The 13,278-nt window shown below is 70.0% G+C and carries 16 protein-coding genes; 7 read left to right on the forward strand and 9 right to left on the reverse strand.

Annotated features, from left to right (window positions below; all coding sequences use genetic code 11):
- Positions 1–127: 127 nt before the first annotated feature.
- Positions 128–796 (reverse strand): ribose-5-phosphate isomerase RpiA, encoded by a 669-nt coding sequence (rpiA, locus tag FHY03_RS04190; protein WP_183928908.1) that lies wholly within the window; start codon positions 794–796, stop codon positions 128–130.
- Between the two features lie 206 nt (positions 797–1,002).
- On the opposite strand from rpiA, the gene FHY03_RS04195 reads away from it, so the two are divergent.
- Positions 1,003–2,064: a DUF3644 domain-containing protein gene (locus tag FHY03_RS04195; protein WP_183928910.1), complete on the forward strand. Its 1,062-nt coding sequence runs from the start codon at positions 1,003–1,005 to the stop codon at positions 2,062–2,064.
- A 12-nt stretch (positions 2,065–2,076) separates the two neighbouring features.
- On the opposite strand, the gene FHY03_RS04200 is transcribed toward FHY03_RS04195, so the two are convergent.
- Positions 2,077–2,559: a hypothetical protein gene (locus FHY03_RS04200; RefSeq protein WP_183928912.1), complete on the reverse strand. Its 483-nt coding sequence runs from the start codon at positions 2,557–2,559 to the stop codon at positions 2,077–2,079.
- Between the two features lie 12 nt (positions 2,560–2,571).
- Positions 2,572–3,570, reverse strand: coding sequence for an energy transducer TonB (locus FHY03_RS04205; protein WP_183928914.1), 999 nt, complete (start codon positions 3,568–3,570; stop codon positions 2,572–2,574).
- A gap of 122 nt (positions 3,571–3,692) precedes the next feature.
- On the opposite strand from FHY03_RS04205, the gene uvrA reads away from it, so the two are divergent.
- Together uvrA and FHY03_RS04215 are read left to right on the forward strand one after the other, a co-directional pair.
- Positions 3,693–6,614, forward strand: a complete 2,922-nt coding sequence (gene uvrA / locus FHY03_RS04210; RefSeq protein WP_183928916.1) for an excinuclease ABC subunit UvrA — start codon at positions 3,693–3,695, stop codon at positions 6,612–6,614.
- A 197-nt stretch (positions 6,615–6,811) separates the two neighbouring features.
- Positions 6,812–6,988 carry a stability determinant gene (locus FHY03_RS04215; RefSeq protein WP_183928918.1) on the forward strand — a complete coding sequence of 59 codons (177 nt, stop codon included), beginning with the start codon at positions 6,812–6,814 and terminating at the stop codon, positions 6,986–6,988.
- Between the two features lie 102 nt (positions 6,989–7,090).
- On the opposite strand, the gene FHY03_RS04220 is transcribed toward FHY03_RS04215, so the two are convergent.
- The 3 genes from FHY03_RS04220 to FHY03_RS04230 all read right to left on the reverse strand — a co-directional run bounded on the left by FHY03_RS04220 (position 7,091) and on the right by FHY03_RS04230 (position 8,166).
- Positions 7,091–7,570, reverse strand: coding sequence for a hypothetical protein (locus FHY03_RS04220; RefSeq protein WP_183928920.1), 480 nt, complete (start codon positions 7,568–7,570; stop codon positions 7,091–7,093).
- Between the two features lie 64 nt (positions 7,571–7,634).
- A complete protein-coding gene (locus tag FHY03_RS04225) occupies positions 7,635–7,934 on the reverse strand; it encodes a BrnA antitoxin family protein (RefSeq protein ID WP_183928921.1) in 300 nt (99 codons plus the stop codon).
- Positions 7,882–8,166, reverse strand: coding sequence for a BrnT family toxin (locus FHY03_RS04230; RefSeq protein WP_183928923.1), 285 nt, complete (start codon positions 8,164–8,166; stop codon positions 7,882–7,884). Before FHY03_RS04230 ends, FHY03_RS04225 begins: the two co-directional genes overlap by 53 nt.
- A 1,558-nt stretch (positions 8,167–9,724) precedes the next feature.
- Here FHY03_RS04230 and FHY03_RS21395 point away from each other — a divergent pair.
- Positions 9,725–10,186 (forward strand): DUF3597 domain-containing protein, encoded by a 462-nt coding sequence (locus FHY03_RS21395; protein ID WP_183922061.1) that lies wholly within the window; start codon positions 9,725–9,727, stop codon positions 10,184–10,186.
- A 36-nt stretch (positions 10,187–10,222) separates the two neighbouring features.
- On the opposite strand, the gene FHY03_RS04240 is transcribed toward FHY03_RS21395, so the two are convergent.
- Positions 10,223–10,933 carry a glutathione S-transferase gene (locus FHY03_RS04240; RefSeq protein ID WP_183928925.1) on the reverse strand — a complete coding sequence of 237 codons (711 nt, stop codon included), beginning with the start codon at positions 10,931–10,933 and terminating at the stop codon, positions 10,223–10,225.
- Positions 10,930–11,220, reverse strand: coding sequence for a BolA family transcriptional regulator (locus tag FHY03_RS04245; protein ID WP_183921993.1), 291 nt, complete (start codon positions 11,218–11,220; stop codon positions 10,930–10,932). The genes FHY03_RS04240 and FHY03_RS04245 overlap by 4 nt, the downstream gene beginning before the upstream one ends.
- Positions 11,221–11,264: 44 nt before the next feature.
- Between FHY03_RS04245 and FHY03_RS04250 the strand changes: the two genes are divergently transcribed.
- Positions 11,265–11,864, forward strand: a complete 600-nt coding sequence (locus FHY03_RS04250; protein WP_183921994.1) for a DnaJ domain-containing protein — start codon at positions 11,265–11,267, stop codon at positions 11,862–11,864.
- Positions 11,865–11,912: 48 nt separating this feature from the next.
- On the opposite strand, the gene FHY03_RS04255 is transcribed toward FHY03_RS04250, so the two are convergent.
- Positions 11,913–12,482 (reverse strand): ATP-dependent Clp protease proteolytic subunit, encoded by a 570-nt coding sequence (locus FHY03_RS04255; protein ID WP_183928927.1) that lies wholly within the window; start codon positions 12,480–12,482, stop codon positions 11,913–11,915.
- Between the two features lie 96 nt (positions 12,483–12,578).
- On the opposite strand from FHY03_RS04255, the gene FHY03_RS04260 reads away from it, so the two are divergent.
- The gene (locus FHY03_RS04260) at positions 12,579–12,824 is read left to right on the forward strand and encodes a hypothetical protein (protein WP_221189960.1); all 246 of its coding nucleotides are present in this window, start codon (positions 12,579–12,581) and stop codon (positions 12,822–12,824) included.
- An 8-nt stretch (positions 12,825–12,832) separates the two neighbouring features.
- Entirely contained in the window at positions 12,833–13,054 is a 222-nt protein-coding gene (brnA, locus tag FHY03_RS04265) for a type II toxin-antitoxin system BrnA family antitoxin (protein WP_183921996.1), read from the forward strand.
- Positions 13,055–13,278 lie beyond the last annotated feature (224 nt).

Here is a 13,278-nt window from a genome sequence, read left to right on the forward strand (position 1 = left end):
CCTCGTCTAGTCGCAACAGGTTCGATCGCACCGTGAGAATATAGGCGCGCGCCGGGCACGTCACCGCCCCGGACCTCGCGCGATCGAACGCACCGGCGCACCGCCGGTTGCCCGATTCACCGCATCCTTAACGCCTCGGCGCGGCGCGTTCCAGTCGCGTAACGACGCCGTCCCGCGCCACGTAGGCGGCGTCGACCTCGTCGAGGAACAGCCCGTGCCCCATCACGCCGGGGGTGGCCTCGAGCGCACGGGCGAGATCGCGCGGCTCGGGGAAGGCGGCGAAGCGCGCGTCGAGGATGAGGTTGCCGTTGTCGGTGAGCGAGTCGCGCTGGGTCGTGACGGCGCCCAGCGCGGCGAGCCGCGCGGCGACGAAGGCGCGCGCGAAGGGGATCACCTCGACCGGCAGCTTGGCGGCGCCGATCGCATCGACCTGCTTGGCGCCGTCCGCGATCACCACCATCCGCGCCGAGGCGGCGGCGACGATCTTCTCGCGCAGCAGCGCGCCGCCCGCGCCCTTGATGGCGTAGAAATGCGGGTCGAGCTCGTCGGCGCCGTCGACGGTGAGGTCGACCTGCGCGACATCGGCGAAGTCGTCGACCGCGATGCCCGCGGCGCGCGCGCGCTCCTCGCTGGCGCGGCTGGTGGCGACGGCGCGGATCGCGAGCCCGTCACGGACGCGCGCGGCGAGCGCGTCGATGAAATACGCGACGGTGGAGCCGGTGCCGAGGCCGACGAGGAGGCCGGGGGTGACCTCGGCGACGGCGGCTTCGGCGGCGAGGCGTTTGTCGTTGGGCATGGTCGTCGTACCCCCTCCTCCACCAGCTTTGCAGATCGCCGATGCTAAGTGCATTGTGGCCTTCCGGCACTGACCTCGGAGCCAGAACCTGTGCCAACACGCATGAGGTTCAACAACCCTCCACTTCGACGCGAATTAATCTTGATCGAAGAGGAGGGCCCGAGGCTAGACACGGTTCAAACGATACGAAATTTTCGGACGGAAGCATGAAGCGAGAAGCCAGAGCTCTCCACACAAAGGCCGTTGATTCCCTTGTTCTTGCGGTAGATCATTTCAATCGCTGCTGGGATCGCGGACGAGCGGAGGCAGTGCTCATCTTTCTTGATAGAGCATTCGAGCTTTTGATGAAATCTGTTATCCTTGCGAAGGACGGTAGCATCCGGGACAAACGCGATCGCGCCCTAACAATTGGCTTCGATCAATGCCTCCGCAAATGCGTTTCGGATCACCAGCTTAAATGCCTCAACGACGAAGAAGCGATGAGTCTACAGAACCTGAACAATCTTCGTGACGCAGCTCAGCATTATATTGTCGAGCCATCTGAGGGGCAGCTCTATGTCTACGCGCAAGCAGCGGTTACCCTTTTCTCAAAGATAACCAAGAATGCTTTAAACCTGCCCTTGCGAAACGACATTCCGGATCGAGTTTGCCTTGTATCTGCTCTGCCGCCTACCGAATTCGGCGCGTTGCTTGATGCCGATTTCGCCGAAATCGCAAGCATGGTCTCTCCAGGCTCTCGTAAGCGACTTGATGCCAAAGCTCGCATACGCACTCTCGCTGTTCTAGAAAGCTCTATAAGCGGCGAAAAGACACAGCCCACGGATCGCGACCTCGATAGAACTGTTGCTCGCATTAACAATGGAGAGGGTTGGCGCACAATCTTCCCCGGGGTCTCGACGCTACGCATCAACCCTGAAGGCAACGGTCCGGAACTCACGTTACGCATAACAAATAATCAGGGTGAGGCCGTCCGGCTTGTAACGGAAGATGCGCCCGGCGCCGCTGTTGTCGCCGTTCGCAAAATCAACGAACTTGATCACTTTTCTTTAGAGTTTAACGTCTTTTCTGGAAAGCTAATTCGCAAGTTTCCCGCTCTTAATAGGTCATCGGTCATAAAACTGATTACCGAAGCCGGCATTAAAACCGACGCTAGTCTTTACAAGAAGTATATTCTAAGCGGTGTTCCACATCAGCGCTACAGTGCGGCTGCACTTGACCGCTTGATAAAGCTACAGGAATCGAAGGCGTCGCCGGCGACAAACTCGTAGCCATCCACCTAATCACCCCCGCCCCTTCAGCCCGCCGAAGAACGCCGTCGCCACCCGCGTCACCGCGTCGCCGATCTCCTGCTCGCGCGTGCGCTGGCCACCACCGGCGCCCGCCGCCGCGGCTCCCGCGCCCGCACCCTGCGCCTCCGCCGCGCCGCCCGCCGGCGCCGCGCTCCTCGCCGCCTTCTCCGCCGCCTTGGCCGCGACCGCGCTCGCGGCCATGCCCGCCACCGCAGTCAGCGCGCTCGCGATCGCCTGCTGGCCAGCGGGCGACTGGGCGCGCTCGATCCACGCCTCGCCCTGGCGGCGCAGCTCCTTGGGCAGCTTCACGCCGAACAGCTCCTTGGGCAGCTTCGCCGACCGGCCCGCGCCTTTGCCCGCGTCCTTGCCGGCGCCCCCGCCCGAGCCCCCGCCCGAACCCCCGCCCGAACCCTTGCCGCCCGCACCCTTCTTCTTGCCCATGCGCACCTCCTGTGTGCCATAGAGGTAAGACACGCGCGCGGGCGATCAACCCTCGGCGCGCGCGGCCTCGCGGCGCTGGCGCACATAGGCGCGATAGGCGGGATCGTCCTGCCACGCGCCGGGCAGCTCCCATCTGATCACCTGGGTGGTGTGGCTCGTCATCGGCCGGCCGTCGCGCCCCGTCGCAGGGGTGAAGCGCGCGCGCAGCCGCGCCGCGTCGCAGCCGGCCTTGTCGAGCGCCTCGCTGCCGCTCGGGATCACGGTGCGGCACTCGCTGACGCGCCCGTCGGTGGCGATCGTCCACACTTGCGCCGAGGTGCCGAGCTCGCCGCGCGCCACCGCCGCCTTGGCGTAATCCTCGGGGCCGATGAAGCGCGCCGGGTCGCCGCGCGACTGCGCCTCGGTCGCCACCGCCGCGCGTTCGCCCGGCGCGATGCCCCAGCCGCGCGCGATATCGTCGTTGCAGCGCGCCAGCGCGGCGAGCGCGCGCGCGGTGCCGACCAGCGACACCGCCAGCGCGGGCTCGCTCGAGGGGGTGAGCGTCAGCACCGCGCGCTCGGGCAGATCGGCGAACAGCGCGGGGTTGGTCCAGCCGCGCAGCGTGCGGAGCTTGTCGCCGGTGCCGTTGAATGCCTCGTAGACGGTCTGGTCGCCGCGCCCCTCCACCGCGATCGTGAGCACGCCGCGGCGCAGCCCGCGCTGGCCGAGGCGGCGCTGCACGCTGAGCTCGACGCGGTCGCTGAACGGCAGCGAGCGCCACGCCACGATCACGGGCGCGTCCGCCGGGCCGAAGGCGCGCGCCATCGCGCAGCCGCGCTCGCCGTAATTGACCACCCATTTGCCCTGCGGTGCGAGCGGGGCGGGGGCGAGCGGGGCGGGGGCGAGCGGGGCGGGGGCGAGCGGGGCGGGGTCGGGCGGCGCCGCGGCAGCGAGCGCGAGCGCGCTCCCCAGCAACGCCGCGCCGGCCAGCGCGCGCGCCGCCGTCGCCCCGCGCCGCTCAGCTCGCCCGCGCGCCCGCCCGCTCCGCCGCTCAGCCTGCCGCATCGCTTGCTCCCGTGCCGGCGCGTGCCCGTGCGCGCCTTGTCGCCCGCAGCCTAGCGTCCCACATCGCGCGGGCAAGCGCCCGGCGCTGGACCTGCCCGAACAAATCTGGAACAAACAACCGCATGGCCCTTACCACCCTCTCCGTCCGCGGCGCGCGCGAGCACAATCTCAAGGACGTGTCGGTCGACATCCCGCGCGACACGCTCACCGTGATCACGGGGCTGTCGGGCTCGGGCAAGTCGAGCCTGGCGTTCGACACGATCTACGCCGAGGGCCAGCGCCGCTACGTCGAGTCACTCTCGGCCTATGCGCGCCAGTTCCTCGAGCTGATGCAGAAGCCCGACGTCGACCATATCGAGGGCCTCTCCCCCGCGATCTCGATCGAGCAGAAGACGACCAGCCGCAACCCGCGCTCGACCGTCGCCACCGTCACCGAGATCTACGATTACATGCGGCTGCTGTGGGCGCGCGTCGGCGTGCCCTACTCGCCCGTCACCGGGCTGCCGATCGCGGCGCAGACGGTCAGCCAGATGGTCGACCGCGTGATGGCGCTGCCCGAGGGGACGCGGCTGTACCTGCTCGCGCCGGTCGTGCGCGGGCGCAAGGGCGAGTATCGCAAGGAGCTGGCCGAGTGGCAGAAAGCGGGCTTCACCCGCGTCCGCATCGACGGCGCGGTGCATGAGATCGACGAGGCGCCCGCGCTCGACAAGAAGTACAAGCACGATATCGAGGTGGTGGTCGATCGCCTGGTGGTGCGCGAGGACGTCGCGACGCGGCTCGCCGACAGTTTCGAGACCGCGCTCAAGCTCGCCGACGGGCTCGCCTATGTCGACCCGGCCGATCCGGTCGAGCCGCGCACCCCCGAGAGCGTCGTGCTGGGCGACCACGCGCCGCCGGGGCGGATCGTCTTCTCCGAGAAGTTCGCCTGCCCGGTCAGCGGCTTCACCATCGCCGAGATCGAGCCGCGCCTCTTCTCGTTCAACGCCCCGCAGGGCGCCTGCCCGGCGTGCGACGGGCTCGGCGAGAAACTGGTGTTCGACGAGGACCTGATCGTCCCCAACCACGAGCTCAGCATCAAGAAGGGCGCGGTGGTGCCCTGGGCCAAGAGCAACCCGCCCTCGCCCTATTACATGCAGGTGATGGCGAGCCTGGCGCGCGAGTTCGGCTTCTCGCTCGACACGCCCTGGGGCGAGCTCCACCCCGAGGTGGCGGACAAGATCCTCTACGGTACGGAAGGCCAGCCGGTGACGCTCACCTTCATCGACGGCAAGAAGAGCTACGACGTCAAGAAGCCGTTCGAGGGCGTGATCGGCAACCTCAACCGCCGCATGCTCTCCACCGAGAGCGCGTGGATCAAGGAGGAGCTCGCCAAGTACCAGTCGTCGCAGGCGTGCGAGACCTGCCACGGCGCGCGGCTGAAGCCCGAGGCGCTCGCGGTCAAGATCGCGGGCGAGGACATCAGCCACGCCACCCGGCTGAGCGTGGTCGACGCGCTCGCCTTCTTCACCGACCTGCCGAACCATCTCGGCGACCAGCAGCGCGCCATCGCCGAGCGGATCCTCAAGGAGATCATCGAGCGGCTCGGCTTCCTCAACAACGTCGGGCTCGATTATCTCAACCTCGACCGCACCTCGGGCACGCTCTCAGGGGGCGAGAGCCAGCGCATCCGCCTCGCCTCGCAGATCGGCAGCGGGCTCTCCGGCGTGCTGTACGTGCTCGACGAGCCCTCGATCGGGCTGCACCAGCGCGACAACGACATGCTGCTCGCCACGCTGCGCCGGCTGCGCGACCTCGGCAACACCGTGCTGGTGGTCGAGCACGACGAGGACGCGATCCGCACCGCCGACTATGTCATCGACATGGGGCCGGGCGCGGGCGTGCGCGGCGGCCAGGTGGTGGCGCAGGGCACCTTGCCCGAGCTGCTGGCGAGCGAGGGATCGATCACCGCCGACTATCTCAACGGCGTGCGCGAGGTGCCGGTGCCGGCCAAGCGCCGCAAGGGCTCGGGCAAGAAGCTGACGGTGCACAACGCGCGCGCCAACAACCTCACCGGCGTCACCGCCTCGATCCCGCTCGGCACCTTCACCTGCGTGACCGGCGTGTCGGGCTCGGGCAAGTCGAGCTTCACCATCGACACCTTGTTCGCGGGGGCGGCGCGCCAGCTCAACGGCGCGCGCGTGCTGGCGGGCAAGCACGACAAGATCACCGGACTGCAGCATCTCGACAAGGTGATCGACATCGACCAGTCGCCGATCGGCCGCACCCCGCGCTCGAACCCGGCGACCTACACGGGCGCCTTCACCCAGATCCGCGACTGGTTCGCCGGGCTCCCTGAGTCACTCGCGCGCGGCTACAAGCCGGGGCGGTTCAGCTTCAACGTCAAGGGCGGGCGCTGCGAGGCGTGCCAGGGCGACGGCGTGCTCAAGATCGAGATGCACTTCCTCCCCGACGTCTACGTCACCTGCGACGTGTGCCACGGCGCGCGCTACAATCGCGAGACGCTGGAGGTGAAGTTCAAGGGCCACTCGATCGCCGACGTGCTCGACATGACGGTGGAGGACGCCGCGGGCTTCTTCGCCAACGTGCCGCCGATCCGCGACAAGATGGCGATGCTGGTCGAGGTCGGGCTGGGCTACGTCAAGGTCGGCCAGCAGGCGACGACGCTCTCGGGCGGCGAGGCGCAGCGGGTCAAGCTCGCCAAGGAACTGTCGCGGCGCGCGACGGGGAACACGCTGTACATCCTCGACGAGCCGACGACGGGGCTGCACTTCGAGGACGTGCGCAAATTGCTCGAGGTGCTCCACGCCTTGGTGGAGCAGGGCAACACCGTGGTGGTGATCGAGCACAACCTCGACGTGATCAAGACCGCCGACTGGATCATCGACCTGGGGCCCGAGGGCGGCGTCAAGGGCGGCGAGATCGTCGCGGCCGGCACGCCCGAGGAGGTGGTGAAGGAGAAGCGGAGCTACACCGGGCGGTATCTGGCGCCGCTGCTGCGGAAGCGCGGGGCGGGCGTGAAGGCGGAGGCCGAGGCGGCGGAGTGAGGCCGCACCGGCCCGAGCTGCTGCGCGCCCTGGCATTCTGGCGCGGAGGTATTGGCGGGCGACCCGGACGGGTGAGCGTCCCGCTCGCGAGCGAACCGCAGGGCCGCGCCTACCCGAGGCGCCGATCTGAGGCAATGCGGCAAGGCAGAACGGAGAGCGCGCTTCCACCCCTGGCCGCCATCTAGCATTATGCAGGCATGGCGGAGCTACCAACCGACACGGCCACCGCGACGACGCACGACGAGGCTGCTGCCTATGACGCGTGGTTCCGCGCCAAGGTCGAGAAGGCGATGGCCTCGACCGAACCGGGCATCCCGCATGAGGAAGTGATGGCGATGGCGCGGGCGATCATCGATCGGCATCGCGGGAGATAATGCACCCACTCGTCTGGACGGACGACGCGACCTCGGACCTGCTCGCCATCCTCGACTAGATTCAGTCGGACGACACGCTCGACGGAGAACGCGTCGCCGCCATCACGATCGATCCGGCGACGGCAGGTGCTGTCTCCACACGACGAGCGGCTCCTCGGGCGCGGGCCAGAGCGTCAGCCGATAATGGTCGTCGCCGTCCAGGCCGTCCTCGCTCAGCGTATCGAGGCCGCCGAGGCAGAGCCGGACACGATAGCTGCCCGGCGCGACCGCGATCCGGTCGATCGGCTCTTCCTGCCATCCTTCCAGCTCCAACTCGCCCGACGGCAGTGCTAGGCTGACGTCGACGACGTGATCCCACTCGGTCAGTTCGGGCTCGGCGGGCGCCGTGTCGCGCAGGTCGAGCGCAACCGGCACGGTCATGTTGCGGATCGGCATGATGACGATCGCGTGCGGCGCGATTTTGACGTGCCGCGCGCATTCCTCGTCGGTGAAGACGCCGAGGTCGTCGGGATGGTAGCGCCCATCCCAGAGATAGAATTGGAAATAGTCGGCGAAGATGTCGTAGCGTCTCAGCTCACCCATCAGCGTTCCTCGCGGACCTCCCTGCCGAGCGACGAGGCGGCGGAGCGGACGCGGTAGTTCGACATCACAACCCCGCCGCCTTGCGCAGCGCCTCGTTCATCCGCCCCTGCCACCCCGGCCCGTCGGCGCGGAAGCGCTCGACCACGTCGGGGTCGAGCCGCAGCGTCACCTGCTGCTTGGCGCGCGCGCGCTGCGGCGGGCGGCCGCGCACCACGCCGTTCGGGCCGAGATAGCCCGTCGCGGGGCGGATGACCTTGCCGCCGATCGAGAATTCGGCGATCTCGAACAGCTCGTCGGTCATCTCGGGCGCGTCATCCGCCGGGTCGAGCCAGCCGGGGTCCGTAGTGGGCACGTTCTCGCTCATTGGCCTTCCTCATCGAGATCACGCGGCGTCCATTCGCCGCCTCGGTCCACACCAGCGCCACCATGCGGCCGTCGAGCAGACCGTAGGTGGCGAAGCGGCGCTCCGGATAGGCGAAGCGGACGTCCTCGAACTCGACCACCGGACCGGCGAACACCGCCCCCGCGTCCGCGAAGTCGAGCCCGCGGCGTTCGAGCGCCCTCCGCCGTTTCTCCGGATCGAAGCTGATCTCCATCCCTACATTATGTAGCTACATAACCGCCGACAAGCCCTGAGCTCATCTTCCGCCGACCCGATGCGGCGCCCGCTGTCCTACACCGTCCAACACCGCGCACCCTCGCCGCCTCCCCCAGCCGCAGCGAGCCGCGCCCATGACCGTCATGACCCCGATGGAAGGCATCACCGCCCCCGCCCGCCGGGCCGACAAGCCCCCCGCCCCCGACTCGCTCACCGACCCGCTCGCCGCCCCGTTCACCGCCTCCCGCCGCGCCGACGGCTGGTCCGCCGAGCGCCAGCGCGCCTTCCTCGAAGCCATCGCGGAAGGCCACGGCGTCGAGCGCGCCGCCGCGCGCGTCGGGCTCTCCGCCACCTCGGCCTTCGCCTTCCGCCGCTCGGCCAAGGGCAGCGCCTTCGCGCTCGGCTGGCGCGCCGCCACGCTGGTCGCGCGCGAGGCCGTCGCCGAGACGCTGATGGTGCGCGCGCTGGAGGGCCAGACCGACAGCTATGTCCGCGCCGACGGCACCACCGTCACGCGCCACCGCCACGACAACCGGCTCGCGCTCGGGCTGCTCCACCGGCTCGACCGCCAGGTCGAGTCCGCGCCGGCGGCGGACGCGCAGGCGGCGCGGCTGGTCGCGCAGGAGTTCGACGCCTTCCTCGACTGCGTCGCGGCCGAGGGCGGCGCCGCGCGCGCCGGGCTGTTCCTGGCGCGGCGCAGCGGCGCGCTGCAGGCGCTGCTCGGCGCCGCCTCCGCTGACCCCGCCGCGCCCGACGGCGCCGCCGCTTCGCCCGACCCCGCCGCCGCCGACGCGCTCGCGCGCGAGCTCGCGCCGATCCTTGCGCTCGCCGCGGCGGATCGGTTCCAGCGCGTCGCCGCCGCGCGCGCCGAGGAAGTCGACATCGCCGACCTCGACGCCGCGGCGCGTCACACGTGGAGCGCGGCGCAATGGGCGCGCGCCGAGGCGGCGGGGCTTGTGGTGCTCGCCCCGCCCGCGCCCGATCCGGCGCCGGCGGCGGACTCGCCCGAGGCGCAACATTCGCAACATTCGAGCGCGCCGGTGTGGTGGGACGAGGAAGCGCGCGACTGGCGCACGCGCTTCCCGCCGCCCTACGCCTTCGTCGGTGAGGAACAGGGGCTGCCGGGCGATCGCGCCTATGCGCGCGCGCTCAGCCCGGCCGAGGCGCGCGCGATGGGGCCCAACCCCGATCGCTACGACGACGACGAATATGACGCCTTGTTCGACGCGCGCGACGCCTGGTTCACCGCCGCCGCCGCGCGCGCGGGCGTGCCGCCGCCGCCGACCGCGCGGAGCACGCGCGACGAGCAGGCCGCGGGCGCGTGGGACCGGCGCCGCGGCGGCGCACCGCTCAGCGCGACGCAGGTGGAGCTGATCCGCCGGATCCGCGTGGCGGCGCGCACGCCGCCGACGCCGGAGGAGATCGATCCCGACAATTGGGGCAGCTACGAGGAGGGCATCGCCGAGGCGGACGCGCTGCTGGCGGAATGCGACGGTGAACCTTCATGGCGACGCGACGTTGCCGGGGACGACCTGGATCAGATGGGAGTTGGTGACATGAGCATCTTCGGCGCGATCAAGAGCGCGATCTTCGGCGACAAGGGCCCGCTCGGCGGCCAGTTCGGCGGCCACAAGGAGGCACCCGCCACCCCGGCGACCCCGGCCACGCCGGCGACGCCGGGCACGTCGGCCGCGCCCGCCACGCCGGCTGCCCCCGCCGCACCGGCGGCGCCCGCGGCGCCCGCGGCGCCGGCCGCCGCGGTCGACGTCGAGCAGGTGCTCACCGCCACCGCGCAGGCGAAGGGCAACCCCGACCTCAACTGGCGCACCTCGATCGTCGACCTGATGAAGCTGCTCGACATCGACTCGAGCCTGTCCAACCGCAAGGAGCTCGCCACCGAGCTCGGCTATACCGGCCAGCTCGACGGCTCGGCCGAGATGAACATCTGGCTCCACCGCGCGGTGATGCGCGCGCTGGAGCAGAGCGGCGGCATCGTCCCCGACTCGCTGCGGGGGTGACGCCGAAGTCCTCCCCGCGCCGCGGGGAGGATCGGCTTAATCCCCGTCGAGCTCGGGATAGTGGCGGAAGATGCCCTCCTCGCTGAACGGCAGCCGCCGCTCGCTGGTGAGATAGGCGTTCACCCCGGGAAGCGCGGCGACGCGGTCGTGCAGCGCCGCCAGACCGGGGTAGCGCGGCGCCAGCGTCGCCATCCGCCGCGGAAAGGCATAGCGCAGTCCCGCGATCACCTGGAACAGCGAGGTGTCGACATAGCTCCAGCGCCCGCCCGCGACCCACTCGCCCTCGATGACGCGTGTCGCCGCCTCGAAGTGATCGAGGAATTTGGGGATTCGCTCGTCGCGGAACGTGGCGGCGGCGCGTGCCGCCTCGGGCTTCTGTTCCTCGTAATAGGCCATGGCGGCGACCGGGTGGTGGACGTTGTGCGCCTCCGCCACGAGGTCGGCGACGGTGAGCTGCAGCTGGTGGAGCCAGTAGCGCGTCGCCGCGTCGCCCGGCGCCAGCCCGTGGTGGCCGCCGAGGTAGAGCAGGATGTCGGCGACCTGCGCCACCGCGCGCCCGTCCGCTACCAGATAGGGCGGCGCGAACGGCGCGAACGGCGCGTGCCCCGCCATGTCGGCGAGCATCGCCTTGACGCCATGCACCCGCGCGCTGTCCTCATAGGCGATCCCGCCCGCCTCGAGCGCGAGCCGGACGAACTCGCCGCGGCCCTGGATCGTCGGCCAGTACCACAGCCGGTAGCCGCTCACGCCGGCTCGCCCGGCGCGGTGGCGCGGATCGCCAGCGCGTGGACGTGGTCGGCGAGCAGCTCGGCGAGCGCGCGGTTGACCAGCCGCTGGCGCTCGACGCGCGAGCGACCGGCGAAGGCGGGGCTCTCCACCAGCACGCGGAAGTGGCTCTCGCCGCTGCCGTCGTCGCCGGCGTGGCCGCGGTGAAGCGCGCTCTCGTTGATCACCTCGAGCCGCGACGGGGCGAGCGCCGCGGTGAGACGGGCGGTGATCTCGGCCGCGATCGGCCCGGTGGAAGCGTCGGTCATCGCCCCCATATACCCTCCTTTGTCCGGGAAGCGACGGCAGTTCAGTGAAGCCCCACAAGGATCGACCGCAGACGAGATTCCACGGCCGCGTCGAGGGCGCGGCGCAGGAATGTGCGCACCCCGGCTGTACCGAGCCGGGCGAGTTCCGCGCGCCGCCGCTCGAGGGCGCGGGCCACGGCGAGGGACCGCCGCGCTTCCGCTGGTTCTGCCTCGACCATATCCGCGCCTTCAACGCGGGCTACAATTACTTCGACGGGATGACAGCGGACGAGATCCACCACGCGCAACGCCCGCTGGCGGGCTGGGAGAACGCGACACGCGCCTTCACGCGCGCCGGCGGCGGCGACCAGGGCCCGCGCTGGGCCGACTTCACCGACCCGCTCGACGCGATCGGCGCGCGCTTCCGCCGCGCCGCCGCGCCCGAGCGGAGCGACGGCAAGCTGTTGTCGGGCGAGGACCGGCGCGCCCTGGAGACGCTCGGTCTGGCGGCGGACGCGGACCGCGCCGCGCTGCGCCGCCGCTATTCCGAGCTGGTGCGCCGCTATCACCCCGACCGCAACGGCGGCGACCGCAGCCACGAGGCGATGCTGGCCAAGGTGATCAGCGCCTATCACCAGCTCCGCCAGGCGCCGGCCTTCGCGTGAGGCGCGCCGCGGTGGGTCAGCGCAGGGGCTGACCGGGCGGCGGGAATGTCATATGACGTCGAGCACCAGGCCGAGGTCACGTGCCTCGTTGGCCTCGATGTACCAATTGTCGGGCGCGCGCTTCTTGAGCTCGTCGAGCGTCACCTGGCTGCCGCGGACGAGGTCGGCGAAGCCCTCCTCCTGGATGCGGATCGAGTCGGCAATCTCGTTGAGCTTGGCCTTGAGGATCGGCGGGATCGTATTGAGCGGGCCGGAGAGCTGGATCGTGCTCGTCATGCTGCGCTCGTGGATCATCAGGCGTGAGTTGCGCGTGAGGAAGCGATTCTCGACCGGGAAGGCCGACATGAAGGTCGCGCCGGCGGAATAGACCGCGACCTTGCCGAGGAACAGCGCCTCGCGGCCGGTATATTCGCGCAGCAGGCGGATCGAGTCGCCCATCGCGCGCGCCATCTCGGGGTCGCCGCCGAGCGTGGTGAGCGAGACGACGATCGGGCCCTCGGCGGGCACGGCGGCGAGTTGCTCTTTGAACCGTGCATACATCATGTCGTCCACGGTGCCGTGGAGCTGAATGTGCGGGATGGCGAGGAGCGGGTAGCGAGCGGCGTTGCTGTCGGTCATGGCGGCGGTAAGCGACGGCGGGGGCGAGGGTTCCCTACGGCGCAGAAAACGTGGGCGCGGTGGAGGTGGGCTCGTTCCGCGTGTCTATGACAGAGCGTGTTCGAGTTCGACGCCGCGAAGAGTGCCGCGAACCGGCTCAAGCTCGGCATCGACTTTCCTACCGCGCGGGCGCTGTGGCATGATCCGCTGGCGTTGCGTATTCCGGTGAGACGATCGGCCTCGTCAAGCCGCGCTGGCTGGTCGTCGGCCATATCGACGGACGGCTGTGGTGACCGAGCGCGGCGACCGGATCCGAATCAACTCGGTGCGCCGCGCGCGACCGGAGGAAGCGAGAGCCTATGAGCGGGCAGATGAGCAGTGAGGACTTCGACCGACGTTTCGACGCGGTGGACGACATCAGCGACCTGATCGACTGGAGTGCGGCGGAGCGGATCAACGACATTGAGCGTGTCGCGCTCGACCTGCCCACGTGGCGCGTCCGCCGGCTCGACCAGCTCGCCGCCGATAGCGGCACCACCCGCCAAGCGCTGATCGCGCGCTGGCTCGCCGAACGGCTCGACGGCGCCGCCTAATCCGAGCCGCGCCCGGCCGTCCGCATCATGGCCTTGCTCGCCTTTGCGGTGCGCGACATGGCGCGGTTGAGGCGCTCTCACCTGCGACGCTGGCAATGCTCCTGCGCCGCCGCGGTCGGGTCGGGCACGGCCAGGATCTGATCGAAGCACGAGCGTGCTCCTGCGCACGCAGGAGCCTAGAGCCACGAGCGCCATCCCTGGCGCCCTGGGCTCCGGCGTTCGCC

The sequence above is a fragment of the Sphingomonas sp. BK345 genome (assembly GCF_014193845.1).
GTDB lineage: Bacteria > Pseudomonadota > Alphaproteobacteria > Sphingomonadales > Sphingomonadaceae > Sphingomonas.